This window comes from Paraburkholderia phymatum, assembly GCF_038900715.1.
GTDB classification, from domain to species: Bacteria; Pseudomonadota; Gammaproteobacteria; order Burkholderiales; family Burkholderiaceae; genus Paraburkholderia; species Paraburkholderia phymatum_A.
In genome coordinates, this window is record NZ_JAYMRZ010000020.1 from 71,022 (window position 1) to 87,078 (window position 16,057).

At 59.4% G+C, this 16,057-nt stretch carries 18 protein-coding genes; 11 read left to right on the forward strand and 7 right to left on the reverse strand.

Annotated features, from left to right (window positions below; all coding sequences use genetic code 11):
- Positions 1 to 4 precede the first annotated feature (4 nt).
- Positions 5 to 310, reverse strand: a complete 306-nt coding sequence (gene korA, locus VSR68_RS30275; protein ID WP_342943354.1) for a KorA family transcriptional regulator — start codon at positions 308 to 310, stop codon at positions 5 to 7.
- Positions 307 to 1,083 carry a lytic transglycosylase domain-containing protein gene (locus VSR68_RS30280; protein ID WP_342943355.1) on the reverse strand — a complete coding sequence of 259 codons (777 nt, stop codon included), beginning with the start codon at positions 1,081 to 1,083 and terminating at the stop codon, positions 307 to 309. Before VSR68_RS30280 ends, korA begins: the two co-directional genes overlap by 4 nt.
- Before the next feature lie 107 nt (positions 1,084 to 1,190).
- On the opposite strand from VSR68_RS30280, the gene VSR68_RS30285 reads away from it, so the two are divergent.
- The 4 genes from VSR68_RS30285 to VSR68_RS30300 all read left to right on the forward strand — a co-directional run bounded on the left by VSR68_RS30285 (position 1,191) and on the right by VSR68_RS30300 (position 4,441).
- A complete protein-coding gene (locus tag VSR68_RS30285; protein ID WP_342943356.1) occupies positions 1,191 to 1,508 on the forward strand; it encodes an H-NS histone family protein in 318 nt (105 codons plus the stop codon).
- 3 nt (positions 1,509 to 1,511) lie between these two features.
- Entirely contained in the window at positions 1,512 to 1,883 is a 372-nt protein-coding gene (locus tag VSR68_RS30290; protein ID WP_342943357.1) for a hypothetical protein, read from the forward strand.
- 6 nt (positions 1,884 to 1,889) lie between these two features.
- The gene (locus tag VSR68_RS30295) at positions 1,890 to 2,192 is read left to right on the forward strand and encodes a TrbM/KikA/MpfK family conjugal transfer protein (RefSeq protein WP_342943358.1); all 303 of its coding nucleotides are present in this window, start codon (positions 1,890 to 1,892) and stop codon (positions 2,190 to 2,192) included.
- Positions 2,193 to 2,749: 557 nt separating this feature from the next.
- Positions 2,750 to 4,441, forward strand: a complete 1,692-nt coding sequence (locus VSR68_RS30300; protein WP_342943359.1) for a methyl-accepting chemotaxis protein — start codon at positions 2,750 to 2,752, stop codon at positions 4,439 to 4,441.
- A gap of 263 nt (positions 4,442 to 4,704) precedes the next feature.
- Here VSR68_RS30300 and VSR68_RS30305 read toward each other — a convergent pair whose 3' ends face one another.
- Positions 4,705 to 5,154: a hypothetical protein gene (locus VSR68_RS30305; RefSeq protein WP_342943360.1), complete on the reverse strand. Its 450-nt coding sequence runs from the start codon at positions 5,152 to 5,154 to the stop codon at positions 4,705 to 4,707.
- 242 nt (positions 5,155 to 5,396) lie between these two features.
- Here VSR68_RS30305 and VSR68_RS30310 point away from each other — a divergent pair, with 242 nt between their 5' ends.
- The 3 genes from VSR68_RS30310 to VSR68_RS30320 all read left to right on the forward strand — a co-directional run bounded on the left by VSR68_RS30310 (position 5,397) and on the right by VSR68_RS30320 (position 6,386).
- Complete coding sequence (locus tag VSR68_RS30310) at positions 5,397 to 5,684, forward strand: hypothetical protein (RefSeq protein WP_342943361.1); 288 nt, start codon at positions 5,397 to 5,399, stop codon at positions 5,682 to 5,684.
- A 106-nt stretch (positions 5,685 to 5,790) separates the two neighbouring features.
- Positions 5,791 to 6,099, forward strand: coding sequence for a type II toxin-antitoxin system RelB/DinJ family antitoxin (locus VSR68_RS30315; RefSeq protein WP_342943362.1), 309 nt, complete (start codon positions 5,791 to 5,793; stop codon positions 6,097 to 6,099).
- Complete coding sequence (locus tag VSR68_RS30320; protein ID WP_342943363.1) at positions 6,096 to 6,386, forward strand: type II toxin-antitoxin system RelE/ParE family toxin; 291 nt, start codon at positions 6,096 to 6,098, stop codon at positions 6,384 to 6,386. Before VSR68_RS30315 ends, VSR68_RS30320 begins: the two co-directional genes overlap by 4 nt.
- Before the next feature lie 34 nt (positions 6,387 to 6,420).
- Here VSR68_RS30320 and VSR68_RS30325 read toward each other — a convergent pair whose 3' ends face one another.
- From VSR68_RS30325 to VSR68_RS30335, 3 genes are all read right to left on the reverse strand, one after another.
- Positions 6,421 to 6,897, reverse strand: a complete 477-nt coding sequence (locus tag VSR68_RS30325) for an RES family NAD+ phosphorylase (RefSeq protein ID WP_342943364.1) — start codon at positions 6,895 to 6,897, stop codon at positions 6,421 to 6,423.
- A 67-nt stretch (positions 6,898 to 6,964) separates the two neighbouring features.
- Positions 6,965 to 7,393, reverse strand: coding sequence for an antitoxin Xre/MbcA/ParS toxin-binding domain-containing protein (locus VSR68_RS30330; RefSeq protein ID WP_342943365.1), 429 nt, complete (start codon positions 7,391 to 7,393; stop codon positions 6,965 to 6,967).
- Between the two features lie 256 nt (positions 7,394 to 7,649).
- On the reverse strand, positions 7,650 to 8,858 hold the full coding sequence (locus VSR68_RS30335; RefSeq protein ID WP_342943366.1) for a replication initiation protein: 1,209 nt from the start codon (positions 8,856 to 8,858) through the stop codon (positions 7,650 to 7,652).
- A gap of 984 nt (positions 8,859 to 9,842) precedes the next feature.
- Here VSR68_RS30335 and VSR68_RS30340 point away from each other — a divergent pair.
- Positions 9,843 to 11,069, forward strand: a complete 1,227-nt coding sequence (locus VSR68_RS30340; RefSeq protein WP_342943367.1) for a ParA family protein — start codon at positions 9,843 to 9,845, stop codon at positions 11,067 to 11,069.
- The gene (locus tag VSR68_RS30345; protein ID WP_342943368.1) at positions 11,066 to 12,085 is read left to right on the forward strand and encodes a chromosome partitioning protein ParB; all 1,020 of its coding nucleotides are present in this window, start codon (positions 11,066 to 11,068) and stop codon (positions 12,083 to 12,085) included. The genes VSR68_RS30340 and VSR68_RS30345 overlap by 4 nt, the downstream gene beginning before the upstream one ends.
- Positions 12,086 to 12,699: 614 nt before the next feature.
- Here VSR68_RS30345 and VSR68_RS30350 read toward each other — a convergent pair.
- A complete protein-coding gene (locus tag VSR68_RS30350) occupies positions 12,700 to 12,990 on the reverse strand; it encodes a hypothetical protein (protein WP_342943369.1) in 291 nt (96 codons plus the stop codon).
- A gap of 317 nt (positions 12,991 to 13,307) precedes the next feature.
- On the opposite strand from VSR68_RS30350, the gene VSR68_RS30355 reads away from it, so the two are divergent.
- Positions 13,308 to 14,573, forward strand: a complete 1,266-nt coding sequence (locus VSR68_RS30355) for a Replication protein O (RefSeq protein WP_342943370.1) — start codon at positions 13,308 to 13,310, stop codon at positions 14,571 to 14,573.
- A 255-nt stretch (positions 14,574 to 14,828) separates the two neighbouring features.
- Positions 14,829 to 15,527, forward strand: a complete 699-nt coding sequence (locus tag VSR68_RS30360; protein ID WP_342943371.1) for a response regulator receiver protein — start codon at positions 14,829 to 14,831, stop codon at positions 15,525 to 15,527.
- Positions 15,528 to 16,057: the final 530 nt, after the last annotated feature.

Below are 16,057 nucleotides of genomic sequence, written 5' to 3' on the forward strand. Positions count from 1 at the left end.
AGGTTCACTCCATGGCTAACGTCTCGGATTCCCATTCGAAATCGGACAGGGACAACAGGCACTCTTTGGCACCTACCCTCGTGTCGAGCCAGTCGACCAGGGCGCGCAGGTCAGACCATGTTCTGGGCTCCATGTCCTTCTTCACACGGATCGCGCACGTGTACGCCTGGCCCGCGTCGTTCTCGATGTCGAGAAGCGGTATCCATTCGCGTTTTTCGATACGTTGGATCGCCACACGTACAACCCGCCATTCACGCAGGATGCTTTCGAGCTGGCTTTGCATCGCGAGATAAACGACTTTCTTTTTCATTGGTCTCCCTTTGATGAGGTCCGGCGCAGGTATGCGCCTATTTCGGGATGGGCGAACGCGCCCGCTTCGATCTGACCTGCCGCGCCCGGCTCGCCAGGCCGCGTACGCACGCCAGGCGCGGACAGGTTTTGCTGCCGGGAGATCTGTGCGGCGGCCGGCGTAGGCCCCGTGACGCTGACGTCGCTCGCGCTCGAGCTGCTCGACGTGTTCGGGTCGATTGGCCCGTCAAGCAAGGCCGGGATTTTCAGTTTCACCTGTGCGACGACACGCTTCACGTAGCCGTTTGCAAAGCCTTTCCGCGGGCTGCCGGTGTTGTAGCAGGACAGCGCCCGCTGCAATGCCGCCTGTCCCTCCCCTACCTGCTGGACAGCACGTGCATAGCAGTCGCCAAGAACCCGCGCGCCCGCGCGCAGATTCGTACAGGCGTCCAGCAGTTGTGTACCCGTGACGCCAAGGCTGCGAAAATTGGCCGAGTTGATCTGCGCATAGCCAACGTCATAATTCCAACCGCGCGCATCGAGCCTGGCGATCGCATCGCGGGCTTCCGGCTCGGTGGTGGGCTGACGTTTCAGGCTGTGCCCGCCGTTGACGTTGATGGCGAACGGGTTGTTATGTGACTCGGCGCTAACGAGGTACGCGACTGTAAGGGGATGCACGTCCGGCGCACACGTGCGCGCCAACGTCAATATCTCCGGAGACAAGGCGGGCTGCGCCTGCCCCGCAAGGGGAAGCGTCAGGACTGGCACGAGAGTGAGTGCGGAGTACTTATTCACACATCCTCTTACGCATAAAACGGACTGAGTATATTATGGGGTTGTGATCTGTGACAGGCAAGGACAAAAATGCAAACCGGCGTCTTGTCAACAGGCAGGATGGAACCGTGATCGAGTTCGTACCTTTTCCGTCGAAAACGGCACCAGGAGGCGAAGCGCGTTATCGCGATCCAGCGAACCCGCTTAACACCTGGTCCGGTTGGGGCCAGCGCCCCGCCTGGCTCGTCGCGTATCTCGACCGAGGCCGGACGCTCGAGGAATTCGCCATCCCGAACGCGACACCGATCACGAGACCGACGTATCGCGATCCGGCGAACCCCCACAACACGTGGTCCGGTTTTGGTCGGCGGCCAGGCTGGCTCATGGCGTACCTGGACGCCGGCCGGTCACTGGAGGAATTTGAAGTGAAGGACGAAAGGATCTGAGACATGGGACAGGTCATTCCAATTAAAACGGGTAAGCGTGTACACCGCGCGCGACGGTTCGCAGCGGTGCGCGAACGCGTCGCCCCGGTTTGCCGCACCGGCGCGGTCCGTCTGATTGGTCGCCTGTTGCTTGATACCGCGTGGTTGTTGTTTATCGCGTGCGGCCTTCGTTTTTTCGGCCGCTATATCCGGTTCGCATTGACGTGCGCTGTTCTCATTGCACTCGTCGCGCTCGGCGTTGAGTACTTCCATCACTGGCCCCATCCTCGGAATGCGGTCTTCGCGACGTGCGCGGCGATCGCACTGTTAGGCCTGCGTGAAGCACTGTATCGGCTCGAACGCCTTGCGTCTGACTATCGTCCTCTGTGGAGATAACGCACCATGAAGAAAGCCCTCTCATTCCTTCTCGCGCTTCTGCTTGGCCTGTTCGCAGCGACCGTTGCATCGGCATCCTCCTGCGAAAGCCTCATCTGCATGGCCGGCAAAGCCCAGGGCCAGCCAGGCGGCGATGACTGCAACCAGGCTATCAGGGATTTCTTCTCGATCAGGCGCTACCATCACGGCCACCTTGACCTGGGTCCGACGCGTGACGCACGCCGTCAGTTTCTCGATCAGTGCCCCGGCTCGCAGCAGAACGCGAGCAGCGTGGACGAGATCATCAGTCAGTTCGGCACGGTTGAATAACCACTGTACGTTTACACATGCGTGCATGCCTTGGCACCTACCTGCGTTGACAGCTAACTGCATTGGCAGCTTGTATTTCTCAGTAATCCGCTAAGGGAAAATCTGGTGGTTACAGTGACACTGTCGCCAATTGCGAAAGCAAATGGGCGTATAAACGCTGCACGTTCCGCGTTCATGCATCTAGCATTAATCAGTCTCGCATAAAGCGCGAACAGCTTGATTTAAATCAATGAGAAAAGAATTATCGCGTTTCAGGCTCTCAAGCCCGGCCTGTTATTGGCCGATAGCCTGACTGTGACACGCGAATGCATCAACTTGAACATGCCGGTCTACTCGCGGCTTATATCACCATGAGCTGGGCCAACGCACTGACGCCTTGAAGCCCCATGCATTCTGGATTTTTCCGCTATAGCCAATACCTGATAAAACCTCACGGCATGACCGTAGCGGATGACACGATGTTATTTGTTTCCGGCCTACGGAGATAATTTGAAGCGACGTCAACGTAATTATTAATCGCATAATGTTTCGCCTGATCTTCGGAGCCGCCCTGCAAAATGAATGTTAAAGACCTGAAAATCGGAGTGCGCCTGGGCGCGGGCTTCGGATTCGTTCTCCTGCTGATGGCGGCCCTGATTGCCGTCGGGTTGAACCGGCTGGCCGGTATCAGTGAGATCACCGACAGGATCATCCAGCTGGAATGGGTGAAAGCCGACACCGCGCAGGTCGTCAATGTCAGGACGCGTGCGAACGCACGTTTGACCATGCAACTGTTCATCACCGGCGACCGCAACAGGATTGCCGCGATCACTCACGAAATTGACGCCAACAAGGCGGTCATCGACAGTGCGCTCGAAACGCTCAACAAGCTGGTATCCCGGGCCGAAGGGAAGGAACTGCTGGCGAAGATCAGCGAGACGCGTGCCGCCTACGTGGGATCGTTCGGCAAGGTAGCTGCGTTGCTCGCTCAAGGGGAGCGCGATCGGGCGACGACGATGATGAATGACGAGACCCTTCCCACACTGGATCGTCTCGAACAATCGGTCCGGGATCTTGTGAAATTGCAGAGGCGCGTCGTCAACGAGCGCGGCGAGGAGGCGCGGCAGGTGAGCGAATCGGCTCGCGTGCTGATGCTGGTACTCGGTCTGTCGGCGATGCTGATCGGCATCGTGTGCGCTTATGTCATCACCCGCTCCATCACGCGGCCGTTGCGCGAAGCGGTACAGATCGCGCAAACGGTGGCCGCCGGCGATCTGACGAGTCGCATACATGTCCCAGGGCACGACGAGACCGGCCAGCTGTTGCAGGCGCTCGGGCGCATGAACGACAGCCTGAAGAAAATCGTCGGTGAAGTGCGCACGGGTACGGACACGATCGCAACCGCGTCGGGCCAGATCGCCAACGGCAACGAGGATCTGTCTTCGCGCACCGAGGAGCAGGCCAGCTCGCTCGAAGAAACCGTCGCGTCGATGCAGGAACTGACGAGCACCGTCAGGCAGAACGCCGACAACGCGCTGCAGGCCAACCGGCTGGCGCTCTCGGCCTCCGAGGTTGCGACCAGGGGCGGCGCTGTCATCGCACAGGTCGTCGATACGATGGGCGCGATCAATGAATCCGCCAGCAGGGTGGTCGAGATTATTGGCGTTATCGAGGGCATCGCATTCCAGACCAATATCCTCGCACTCAATGCTGCGGTGGAGTCGGCGCGTGCGGGCGAGCACGGCAGAGGCTTCGCGGTCGTGGCGGGCGAGGTCAGGAATCTCGCGCAGCGCAGCGCGACGGCAGCAAGAGAAATCAAGGCCATGATCGGCGACTCCGTGCAACGGGTGCAGACCGGTAGCCAACAGGTCGCCCAGGCAGGCGCCACGATGGGCGAGATCGTGACCAGCATAGAGCGCGTAACGGGCATCATGGGGCAGATCACGGCCGCCACGCAGTCGCAGAGCGCCGGAATCGAGCAGATCAACCAGGCGATGGGACAGATGGACCAGGTCACGCAGCAGAACGCCGCGCTAGTCGAAGAGGCGGCAGCGGCGGCCGCCTCGCTGCAGGATCAGGCCGCGCATCTTGCCCGACTGGTCGGGGTCTTCAGACTCGATGGCGCACGGATGCAGATGGCGCCGCAGCGACCCGATACAGTGTCGGCGAGAAGCGCCGTCGGGCACCCGGCGCCGAACGCTGCCTCCGTGAGGCGTGCGATGGTTGGGTCTGCCGAAGCGGACGCCAATCTGGAGTTGGCGGAATTCTAGCGCCCACGAGACGTTATAGCGGCCACTGAATCACCGGTGCGTCAGCTTCCGTGAACCGGATCTACGGGTATCACGGGTTCGACATCGAAGTAGACGTCGGGGCCGCCCCCGCTGACTCACGTCACCAATATCGCGCGCTCTGCACACATCCTCTGAGGGGCGTCGTTCGTGGATGGATCGCTTGCTATTGGTACGACAAAAAAGGGAGAGAAGGTTGCCTCCTCTCCCTTTTCCTTTGCTGCGTCGGCTATAGAGCCTGCTCCCTAGAACGCTACCTCACCGTCGCCTACGGGCGCATCTGAGCGCTGCGGCACCACATCGAGCGCAATCCGGACGGAATTATCGGCATTGCGCACGCGCCGGCCATACACGATCAGACGTGGTGCTTCGTCCCACTCTTCCTGCGAATGCTCATCGCGCACGTCAGGATTAAGCGGTAGGACTACCAGGTAACCGGAATAGTCTGGCGACCTGGATGTCTTCTTTTCCTCGTTGCGAAACAGCCGCCCCGAGTAATGCACCTGCCCTTTCGCTCCAACCGACAGGTCGAGGAATCGCTTGTCCGATCCCTTTGCTTCCTTGAGAAAGGCCGACATCGGGACCGCTACGCCATCGAGCTTGATCGACCCCGTGAAGGTCGGCCCATTCTCGCGGGCGTGTTCCTCGTCAACGGGGAACAGAACGGCTGTAGTACGGCTGGTTTCGGTCAACATGATGAACCTCCTTCAAGGTGAAAAAGGCCATCCGGGAGCGTCGGGAGACGCTCCACGGATAGCGCGGAACGTCTCTCGACATGGCAAAGGTAGGACAAATGGCTGGAATATTCAAGCTTGTTTCCGCATAAACGGGCACAGTTAAATCGCCCGGTAACGGCCTGAGCCTCAGCACCATGCGCCGTTTAGTGGTGGCCACGTACTACCATGCACTTATCGCGTGACACAAAACGGATGCAGCCATGACAGAGGCAACCTTTACCTTCCGCGTTGACGAGGCCCTGAAAGCCGAGTTTTCCAATGCCGCGAAGGCCCCTGATCGCACCGGCGCGCAACTGTTGCGAGACTTCATGCGGGACTACGTGAAGCAACAACAGGAAGCGGCTGAATACGACGCATGGCTACGCGCAAAGGTGCAGCGGTCGAGGGCCTCGGCCGACGCAGGCAATCTGGTGCCCGCCGCAGAAGTCGAAGCCCGGTTTGCAGCGCGTCGCGCTGCGACACGTCGCCGGCTTGTAGGGTCGAACTGATGACTGTTCTGGACGCCAGAGGCGATACAGGACCGCGACGAGTGACATCGCATGTAATTCAAATGAATTACAATGGGAAATCTGGACTACAGTAGGAGTAGTTGCCATGGCTGCGACTGCATTGGTGCAAGCACGCATCGACCCTGCGCTGAAAGAGCGCGCGGCTGCGGTGCTCGACAACATGGGACTGACCGTCTCGGACGCCGTGCGAATCCTCCTGACGCGCGTTGCCAACGAAGGTGCGCTGCCGTTCGCCTTTGCGACCGACCCGGCCATACATGACGCCTGGTTCCGCGCGAAGGTACAGGAAGCATTGGACGATCCGCGCCCCGCCACCTCGGACGATGAAGTCGAAGCTCATTTCGCCAGGCGCCGCGCCGAGGCCCTTCGCAAAGCCGGCGAAGGTGACGCGTGAGGCTTGAATGGTCCGCTTACGCAATAGAGGATCGCGACGCGATTTTTGACTACATCGAAGAAGACAGCCCGCATGCAGCCGTCGTCGTGGATGATCGAATCCGTGTGCAAGTCAGGCAGCTACTGCAGTTTCCCGAGACTGGCCGTCCGGGACGCATCGACGGTACTCGCGAACTGGTTATAAGCCGGACGCCGTATATCGTGGCCTACCGCGTTGCAGGCGATACCGTGCGCATCCTGCGGGTGTTGCACGGCGCGCAGCCATGGCCCGATGAAATGTTGGATTAGGTGAGGCGAGTCTTTTCAGGGAACGACAGTAAGCTTATTCAGGGGGCGCGTCGCGTCCGCCAGCAAACAGCCGTGTGTCCCACACCACTGCCTGCGGCGCAGAGACGGCCAGGCGCGCCGCGTCCGGATGCGCCGGATTGACCACGGCATTGCATTCCGCTCGCGCCACCACCGACGGCACCACCAGCACCGCCGAGCGCGCCTCCTCGATCCACTGGTCGCCAAAACGGCGGGCGGCCTGTGCATCCGGCGCATCCCAGCCAGCGGGCAGGTCCTCGAGGGCGACGCGTTCAATCGACACATCCTCCGGTACCTGCGCTTCGACCCAGACGTGGTGCCTGGGCACCTTGCCGATCCGCGCATGCACCAGCACCTCGAGCATCGCCCCCGCGAAGTTCAGGGCGCCGTAGATAACCCCCCGGCCAGGACTGTTGAACCGGTCCCCGACCAGCATCGCGCCCGTGCCACTCCAGACCGGGTGACGGCGATCGGCGATCCGGAATATGCGCATCAGGCCGGTACCGGCTGCACGAGCGCGACGCCGCGCTCAGCGACGTTCATCTGCATCCCCTGTCGCATCACGCCGGCAACCCATAGAACAGCTTCCACAACAGTTCCTCGACGCGTCGTGCCCCGAGTTCGGTGAGCGCCACTTCCAGGGGGGTACGCCCTTCGAGCAACGGGTGCACGGTATTCAGGAATTCCCTTGCGTCCCCCTCGTCGTCCCACACATAACGGGCGGTGGCGACGATGCGCGCGAGCCGCTCGGTCTTCTCCGATTCATCGGGGCTCAACCGGTCGCGTCGGCGTTTGAACGTCGCCTCCGGCACGATGCGCGCGAGCAAGGCACGACGTTCTTCCGCGCTGCGCGTCGCGTGCTCGACGCCCTCCCTGAGCGCCGACTTCGGCAGACCCTCGCGGACCTGCTCGTCGAGCTCCGCAACCGAATGCGGCACGCGCGGTAGCGCCATCACCGCGGCGATCTGTTCCGGCGAGACCAGGAGCATGGGAAACCTCCGCATTATCATTTGAACCTTGATTATAGATCAAATGATACCAATCGCCTTTGCGCGCGTCGTAACAGTTAAATTATCCAATGGTGCAGAGCTACAGCGGGTCGGTTGAGCTTGAAGTCTCAACTGTAGACCCTGGCCGCCCCTTCTTTGGGCGGCCCGGAGGCCTTTCAATCGCACAGCGGCAAGGTCTCAGTGTGGGTCGTGAAGAGCCGGTCGCCTTCCCAGCACGATCGCCTTTCTGCGGCATTCACTCCGGCGCACCCGCGATCTTTGCGCGCAACCATGACGTGTAAGCGGTCCGCTCCAGTGGGTTCTTGAATGTTCCAGTTTCCGGCTGATAGGTGTTTCCCTTTCCACCTTCCCCCATATATTCAGCGGCAAACTTCTGCTTCTCCGCTAGCGTCAATGATTTGATTTTCGCGGTCGTTTGGCGCGAACGCTCTTCGGCAGAAATGTCCTTCTTGTCAACTGAGGGACGTGTTGAAACCGCTTCGGCCTGCCCAACGCCATTGGCCCCCACTTCAATGCGAGCGCCCTTTTCGAACACTGTCCTTGCGTAGCCTCCTGCATTTCCGCGGATTTGCTTGTTTTTTGCCTTCGCTTCGACGTAAATGGCTGTCTGTAACGCTCGATCTGGTTCCTGCTGTATCCAGCTAATAGCGAGTCGGTCTCCGACACCCAGGAGAGTGAGACGCTTGAATGCCTCGGATTCCCGAATACTTTTCTGCTCTTCATCCTCCTCGTTGTCGTACATTGACTTTTGGGGATTGTCTTCGACCAGGAAGCGTATCTGCACCACGCGCCGTGCTTCTCGCTTGTATTCTGGAGTCACGATGATGTTCGATACCTGATTGATCTCTTTAACAGCTTTTTTGATCACCTCGGCTGAGAAATGCTTGAACTCATCGTACATGCTTGCGTCCGCACCAAGCAGGCGACGCCATGTTTCCACTGAGATCCAACCCGTTGATCCCGTTCGTTTGAATCGGAGACAGTTCTCGTAAAGGGCAAGCGCATAGCCCCCGCTAAACTGCCGCTGAACGTTGATGTTGATCAGGGTGTAGATGTCAGGATTCGCGAGCTTCCCTGCGAGCCAGTCGCTGTACTCGTACGAGCAGAGGCCGTTCTTGATGCTGGCGTACGCGATGAGTGGCGACGCTTCCCAGTCCGTCTTGCCACCGTCGTGCAGAAGATCGAACGAGATGGGTGTCGACATGACCTTCAGCAATGCGCGCTTCAACGCGTCGTGATTTTTGCTGTCGAAACCTAGCATGGTGCAAAGGATGCCCACGGGCAACGTATGACGCTTCTTCGTGAGGAGATCGTCGAATGCGTTAAGTAGCAGGACGTTGACGATTTTGCGCTCGAGCAACGACAGTTCACCGCTTACATGAACTGTGGCGACGTGCTTTTTCAGTTCGCTAGGCGGAGGGCCAAGCGGTTTGATGTTGGGCATGCACTCTCCATAAGGCTTTCGGGATTCTAGGAGCTAAAAGTCATGCCGACAACCCATCTCGCTCTGACTTTTCCTGTTTTCCGGTCGGTGTTCCCCATGAAGCCTGACCTTTCGATGTTGATTCGGAGCGAAAGGAAAAGTCAGGGTTTGTGGGGGCGCCTCCGGAAGGGAAGAAAGGTCATGGTTTATGGGGCGCTTTCGAGAGAGGAGAAATCAAAAGGTCATGGTTTGTGGGGAGCGTTGCCGGGACAGCGCATCGCCCTCCTTAAAGTCAGGGTTTGTGGGGCGGAGAACAACACCAAATGCTGTCTTGAAGTCGGTGCATGACGCAGCTCGTGCGAAATCGGCCCGCTGTTCCGAGACTAAAAGGTCGTGGTCTATGGGGAACCCAGCCCCCTCCCCCACAAACCGTGACCTTGCCCCCACAGACCCTGACCTTTGAATTCCAGCAACGTCGAAAAACGTCGTGAAATCAATTCGTTAACGTCCTTGTCCGTCCGCACCCATAGACCCTGACTTCACCCCATCAACCATGACCTTTCGCCCCATGCAGGCTGACCTCATACCGTGGCGTCGTCCCATAAACCCTGACCGATCGCCCCATAAAGCATGACCTGACACCCGCCGAAGCCTTGCCAGTAAAGGATCTGGCGATCGTAAACGCTTTTAAAGTCTTTGTTTCTTAAAGAAACAACAAACAGGTGTTGTCTCTAAGAGAGAGACGTTTCAGTCTAAAAGCGCGACAGCACCCCTATGGGTAACGTCACTCACCTTGGCCTGCCAGATCTAATCTTATTTCTATAAACTCCGAGCGAAGCCCCGGCTGGTGGTCATCCCCGGGTTTGGCTGCTATTGAAAATCTGCTTGCGCTTCGCGCGGTTAACACCTAAGCTTCCGCGAAATTCAACATTGGCTGCTAGTTTTTGCTCTACGTGTTGAATCACACATGTGACGGTGGTCGTTACATCGATAAGGGAGCCGTTGATGAACACAGCAGTCCGGCGTGCCGAAAAGCCGCAGATGTCCATAAAGCTGAAGCATGCCCCGAAGCCAATGCCACTTGGCGCGATCAAGGCCATCGCAGGCAATGCCAGTGGGATGCTCGTAGACGTGCGAGAAAGTATGCTTGCCCCACATCCTCGCAAAAACCCCCCGGTGTTTACAACTGCTCAGGTTGGCGACTTATGCCGGATCGACAGGCAGCGAATGCACTATCTGTCGCGAGCCGAGGCCGACCTTCCTCAAGGGACGCTCCGGCATAGCCGTAGCAGAGAGTTTACGCTTTCCGAAGCGCGGGTATGGATTGATCGGATTGGGCCCTACTCCAAACGCCCTTCGGGCGTAAAAGGCAAGAAGATTGCGATCGGCAACTTCAAGGGCGGCGTTAGTAAGACCACTACCGCGATGACCTTGGCGCAAGGACTCTCGTTGTTCGGCCGCAAGGTCCTCCTGGTTGACCTTGATCCGCAGGCGTCACTCTCGGCACTTCATGGAATCCTTGCGGACAGCGAGGTCTCGGATGAGCAAACCGTGCTTCCTTTGATTTATGGCGATGAGGAAGATCTTCAGTACGCTGTTCAATCCACGTACTGGGATGGAGTGGATCTTGTTCCGGCGAGTGCAGCGTTGTTTGGCGCAGAATTTTTCCTGCCGTTCAAGCAATCGAAAGATCAGTCGTTCCAGTTCTGGAATGTGCTGAACAAGGGACTTGAGCCACTGTTGGACCAATACGACGTCGTCATCATCGACACGCCCCCTGCCCTCTCTTATCTGACTATCAATGCATTCATGGCGGCGGACGGACTCATCGTCCCGACCCCGCCGAGCGCGCTCGACTACGCGTCGTCGACCCAGTTCTGGAATCTGTTTTCGGATCTTTCCGAGAGCATGCAACAGGTAGCGCCTGAACTCGTTAAGAGCTTCGACTTCATTCATGTCCTTCTTGCCAAGGTCGATCAGAGTCAAGCCGCCACGCCGATAGTTCGTGACTGGATCAATAAGACCTATGAAGGTCTCGTCCTTCCGATAGAAATCCCCACGACGGCCGTTACCCAAACGGCCGCTGCGGAATTTGGCACGGTGTACGACATCTCGCGTTACCAGGGAAGTCTGAAAACCTATCAACGCGCACGAGAGGCGTACGACCGATTTGCTGAGATCGTCGACCAGCAGCTCGTCGCACTTTGGCTCGCAGATCAGGAGGCCGAATGAGCATCAAAGACCGTCTTGCCGCAAAGGCCGCGACGATTGGCACATCGCCGCGTCCGCAAAAGAGCAACGAGGACGTGCCGGGAAGGCCCAAGACGGCGCCTGGCCAGTTGATGGCGGCCCTGCCCTTACTCGCCGAGAAGGAAAAGGAACTCCGGGCTGCGATCAAGCGTATCGAGGAACTGGAATCAACTGGCAATGCGTATTCGGAAGAAGTGGAAATATCCACTCTTGTCGAAGTGCCGGGGCGTCGGCGTATTCTGTCACAGCAGGAATATGGCGAACTCCGTGCGAATCTGGAAGGCAATCCCCTTGTTCATCCGATTGTCTATCGGCCCTTGGGCGATGGGCGTAACGAAATCATTTCCGGGAACAATCGGGTCGCGATTTATCGAGACGATCTGGGCCGTACGAAGATCCGCGGTGTACCGTTCACCGGAACCGATGCGGAGGTTGAGCTTGGAGCGGCGTTCTCGAACCTGCTCGCTCCGTCGCTTCCTGACTTCGAAAAGTACCGACAGTTCCAGCGCATTCAGGAAAACCTCGGTCTCAGGCAGGCAGACATCATTCGTGCCTCGGGCCTGGCTCAAAGCCATGTAGCGCGAATTCTGTCCTTCGACAATCTGCCCACGGCCGTCAAAGAGATGATTGCGGTCAAGCCGCATCGGCTCGGAGGGACCGCCGCCGCTAAGTTTGCCGCACTGGCTCAACAGGGGCACGAGGAAGGCGTGACTCGTGCGATAGCGGCACTGATGGATTCTGATGAGATGACTCAGGAGAGGGCGCTGACGCTTGCGGCCCCGGCTCGGCCCAAGACTCCGCGGCCGATCGCGAAATCGATCAACGTCGGCAAGAAAAAGTTCTGTGATGTGACGGTGCGAAGCGGAGTGATTGGATTGCGGTTTTCAGGAAAGGACGGCGAAGCGAAGGCGGAAGAGTGGGGCGAACGGATAGCAAATTTCATCCGACGCGAACTTGATTCGGAAGGTTCGGGATCATCCAACTTGGATGTGCAATAAAATCAAGCATTTAGGTGGCCGGCAGAAAACCCGGCCGCCGCCATCCAAGTTGGATAGCTTTTAAAATCAATAACTTATATATTCAGCTGCGCGCCTGATCCAGTCTCACACACAGATCCCCAGCGGGGGTAATGCCGTAAGCGGGGAAAAGATCTTCCGATCAGCCCATCGCTCTTTTGGCTTATCTAAATGCCGAAACCACCCCAGGATGATTTCCTGAATACGGTGATTGGACCGCCGTTGCGGTCCGCGGCAAAGGCGGCGTCCAGGCCCGGGGAGGCGCCGCATCTCCAACTGGCACGAGCGGGAACGACAGGAATTCCTCGGAAAACCGAGATCCGGCGTAATGCCCATAAACCATGACTTTTCGGTTCGGGGTAGGGACGGGAACCGTAAGCCAGGTGCGCAACGAAAGTGCGAATGGGCACTTTCCCCATGAACCATGACTTTCTCCAGCGCGCTTGCTCAGCTGCGGTCGACTCCTGCACGCGTGTTCGTCTGATCCTCGCCGGACGTTTTGGGAAGCAAATCGAGTTGCACCGTCCTCGCCGTACTGAAAATCGTGACGCGGTCACAGACCTTCTGGAGTTAGCAGAAGTGTGCGTCCGTTGAAATCATCGGACCCGTGACACTGTGCGGGCGTACACACTCCGCGCGCGCCCCGCCCACGGCGCGGGAGCCTGTAGAAACGCGATGTAGGTAGAAAACTCGTCGAGCGTCCATGCGGAGATCGGCGTGCCTGTCTGGCGCGCATACCAGAACAGCCGTTCGGCCTCGGTCCGGTACTGCGCGAAGGTGGTCGCGGCGAGCCGCCCGCGCCCGGTCGCCTTGGCCGCCAGTCGGCGCGCGACGCCCGCTTCGTCGGACAGCCCCGGCGGCAGGATCGGGCTGTCGCGGCGGTTCACCGGAGCCGCGTATCCAGTGCGCTCGTCCGATGGAGTCGGCGGTTGACCGGCGTCGGGCAGGATGGGGTGGGGCGTCGGCTCAGGCTCCGGAAGGATGGGGCGCACGCGCCGTGCCGTGCTGCAGCGCGGCCAGTGACGCCTGCAAGTGCTCGAGCAGCACCGCGAACGCGAAGGAGGGCGGGCGGTGCAGGAAGCGCTGCCCATGCCTTCCCTACTAGGGAAACCTTGAAAATCAAGGTATTACGAGTTCAGGAAGACACCGATGTAATAACAATCGACCGACCAAAGCAAAGGCCCTCGGGCTGGAACCGCTGGATATGTCGTTCGCGCAACGCTCCGTTGCTGGCGAGGGGAACGCTTGTCCCTTCGACCACGACGACACTGATGTGGACGTTGACCACGAAGCGCTGTTGCAATTCGCCTGCGACACAACCAACCTGCGCTGGGCCATTTTTCGGGCGGCCTTCCGGGCTGAGCATCTCTCCAGTCTGCCAGCCCGTGCCCGCGCCCTGCTGGCTGCCCTTGCCCGCACCGTCGATCGCGAACGCCCTTACGCGGCGATTTTCGCGCGCCGCGAGCTCCTCACCGGCCGCGCCCTCCAGTCCATGCGCACGCTTTATCGCGGCCTCGATGATCTGGAAGACGCCGGTTTGATTCACCGGCCCCCTCAGCGACGCCATGGTGAAGTCGGTCTGTTCGGCCGCGCCTATTTGCACCTCACACCCAAGGCGGCCGCGCTGCTCGGTCTCGTCGACGCCGAAGCCACCGAACGTCCCCCGACAGCGGATCCGGCCGGCCCGGCAACGTCAGCCACGGCAACGGAACTACCGTCTGCCAGCGTGGCAGACGGCCGTATATATAAGGATCTTTCCCCTGTTTCTTTTCAAAAGAGACAACCGGGCAAGCTCCCTGCCGATCTCGAGCGCCTCGGCAGCCTGGGTTTTCGGAAATTCTTGATCTTCAAACTCATGCGTGAAGCCGGGCAGCACGGCAAACGCCTGTCCGACGTCGTTGACGTCGCCTGGGAGCATCTGCGCGAGGCCCATGCACCGATTGCGTACCTGCGTAAGCTTTTGAGTGTGCCCGTCGATTTCGCCTTTGAGCGTCGAGCCCGGCAAACAGCCGCGGACGAAGCACAGGCAGCTGTCCGGGATGTCCAGCATGTGCGGGAGACAATCGCCCGCTGTGCCGGCCGCACGTTCTTCGACGCGCCTGCACAACACCGTCTGGACATCGCTGCAGACGCCAGCACGTTAACCGTGCTCGATGCCCAGGAGGCGAGCGGGCGGGTCACCGTTGCCGGCTGGCAGTCCGACTTTGTCGCCGGATTGCGGGCAGGCAAGATCATCGCCGCCACGTCTGAACTTGCCGAACGCTTCGATGTAGCGCGCGCGCAGGCGGTGCAGGGCAGGGCGAACGTGCGAGCGGCCGTTCGCGGACGTGCCGGAGACAGCACCTCTGCGGGCGCTATTCGCGGGATGGGTGTCCGAGACGTCACGCCTACGGTGCGAGAAAACCTCGCGCGAATGAAGAGCATGGTGGCCGCGTTCGCAGGCCATGCCCCGGCAGGCGTAATCACTTGAACATCTGGACATCGGAAGCGGGAAGGCACACAAGGTTAATCAGTGCAGCACGTTACCTCCATCGCTTTGCGGATGATATGAAGCAAGCGTGAGCCCATCGCCAGGTCGCATGGATCTCTCGGCTGCCGGGATAAGCATGAACGTGCATAGCCTTCTTCATCAACCGGACCTATGCTTCAACGGTACAAAGAGGGCGCGAGGATGTGATGCGTGCCACCAGGATGAAAACCGTTCGATGTCTGCTCCGCGAATCCGATGCTGACGCCTGGAGACAAACGCGCATACGACGCTGCGGTCGCTGAGTTAGACAAAGCGACGGAAGAATTGCAACGGCTGGCCGGCGATCCAGCAACGTCTCTCGCTGCGCTTGCGAGGGCGCAGCACCATTATGATCTGTCGCGAGTGCAGTGGCTGCGCTGCCATTGGCAACTGCGCATCGCCGCCGCTCACGCTCTCCCGAAGCCACCCCGAGTCGTCCGCCCCATCCTGGTTGTGGGTGACAACAAGGTGGTCCGGGACTCTCTGGCTGTTCTCCTCAAGCTGAATGGTTACCTGCTGTCGGAGGGCTGTGGGTTCGATAGCTGGCTTGAATTCTGCTGTGCGCAGTCGCAGCATTTGATCGTGCTCGACGTGCCCAGTTTCGCATCTGCTCACGACGCGTCCGCGTGGTTCGTAGAGAGCTTTAACAAAGCCATCGAAAGACCACACATCATTGCACTCGTGTGGCCAAAGGACGTACCGTGGTTCGCCGGCAGGGTTGACGAAGTGATCACCAAACCACATGTATTCGAGAAACTGCGGCACGCGATAGACAGGATCAGTTCGGCGGCTGAAGCGCCAGCCGCAACCCGAATTACTGCCAATCCGAAGGGCCATCCGCATGTCATACCTAACGTTTCGCACGCACGGCAGCTTCCCACACCAAAAGTGACCAGTCTCGACGCCGACGAATGACGGCAGGCAATCCGACAGGCGCCTGTCGCGTCGCCCAGGCCCCCGCAGGCGTGCATGTAAAACGCTGGCGTTGCAATAATCCCTTTTATCCTGCTAGCTGCTTTTAGGGGCATAACTTGCCCTGCGGAAATTTGTGCCTCGCGCACCTTCGCCGGCTGCTGAAAGCGCCACATTTCTTGCCATGATCGCTCTCGTAGAATCAGTAGCAGGAGGCGCACTCCACACTCGCGATGCGCAGTATCAGATTTTGTGTTCGGACGGCGGCAAGTGACACTTTTCTCGCCTCGCGATTGGAAGCAAATTTCCAACGCCCAGGTTCCCGCCCCCGAGCGCAGTGGTTCACCCGCGCCCGCCTATGGACGGCTGCGCTGCCCACACCACAAGGGTGTGGACAGTCCTGGCCCTAGGGCCGGGATACCGCACCCGACCACAGGCTCCCCGCGGCCGAGGCCCTTCGGGCCTGACGCGCCGCTTCCGCGGCTTGCCCCAACTGAGAGAGACGTTCTGCAAAAACGTGCTTTCGGATCGGA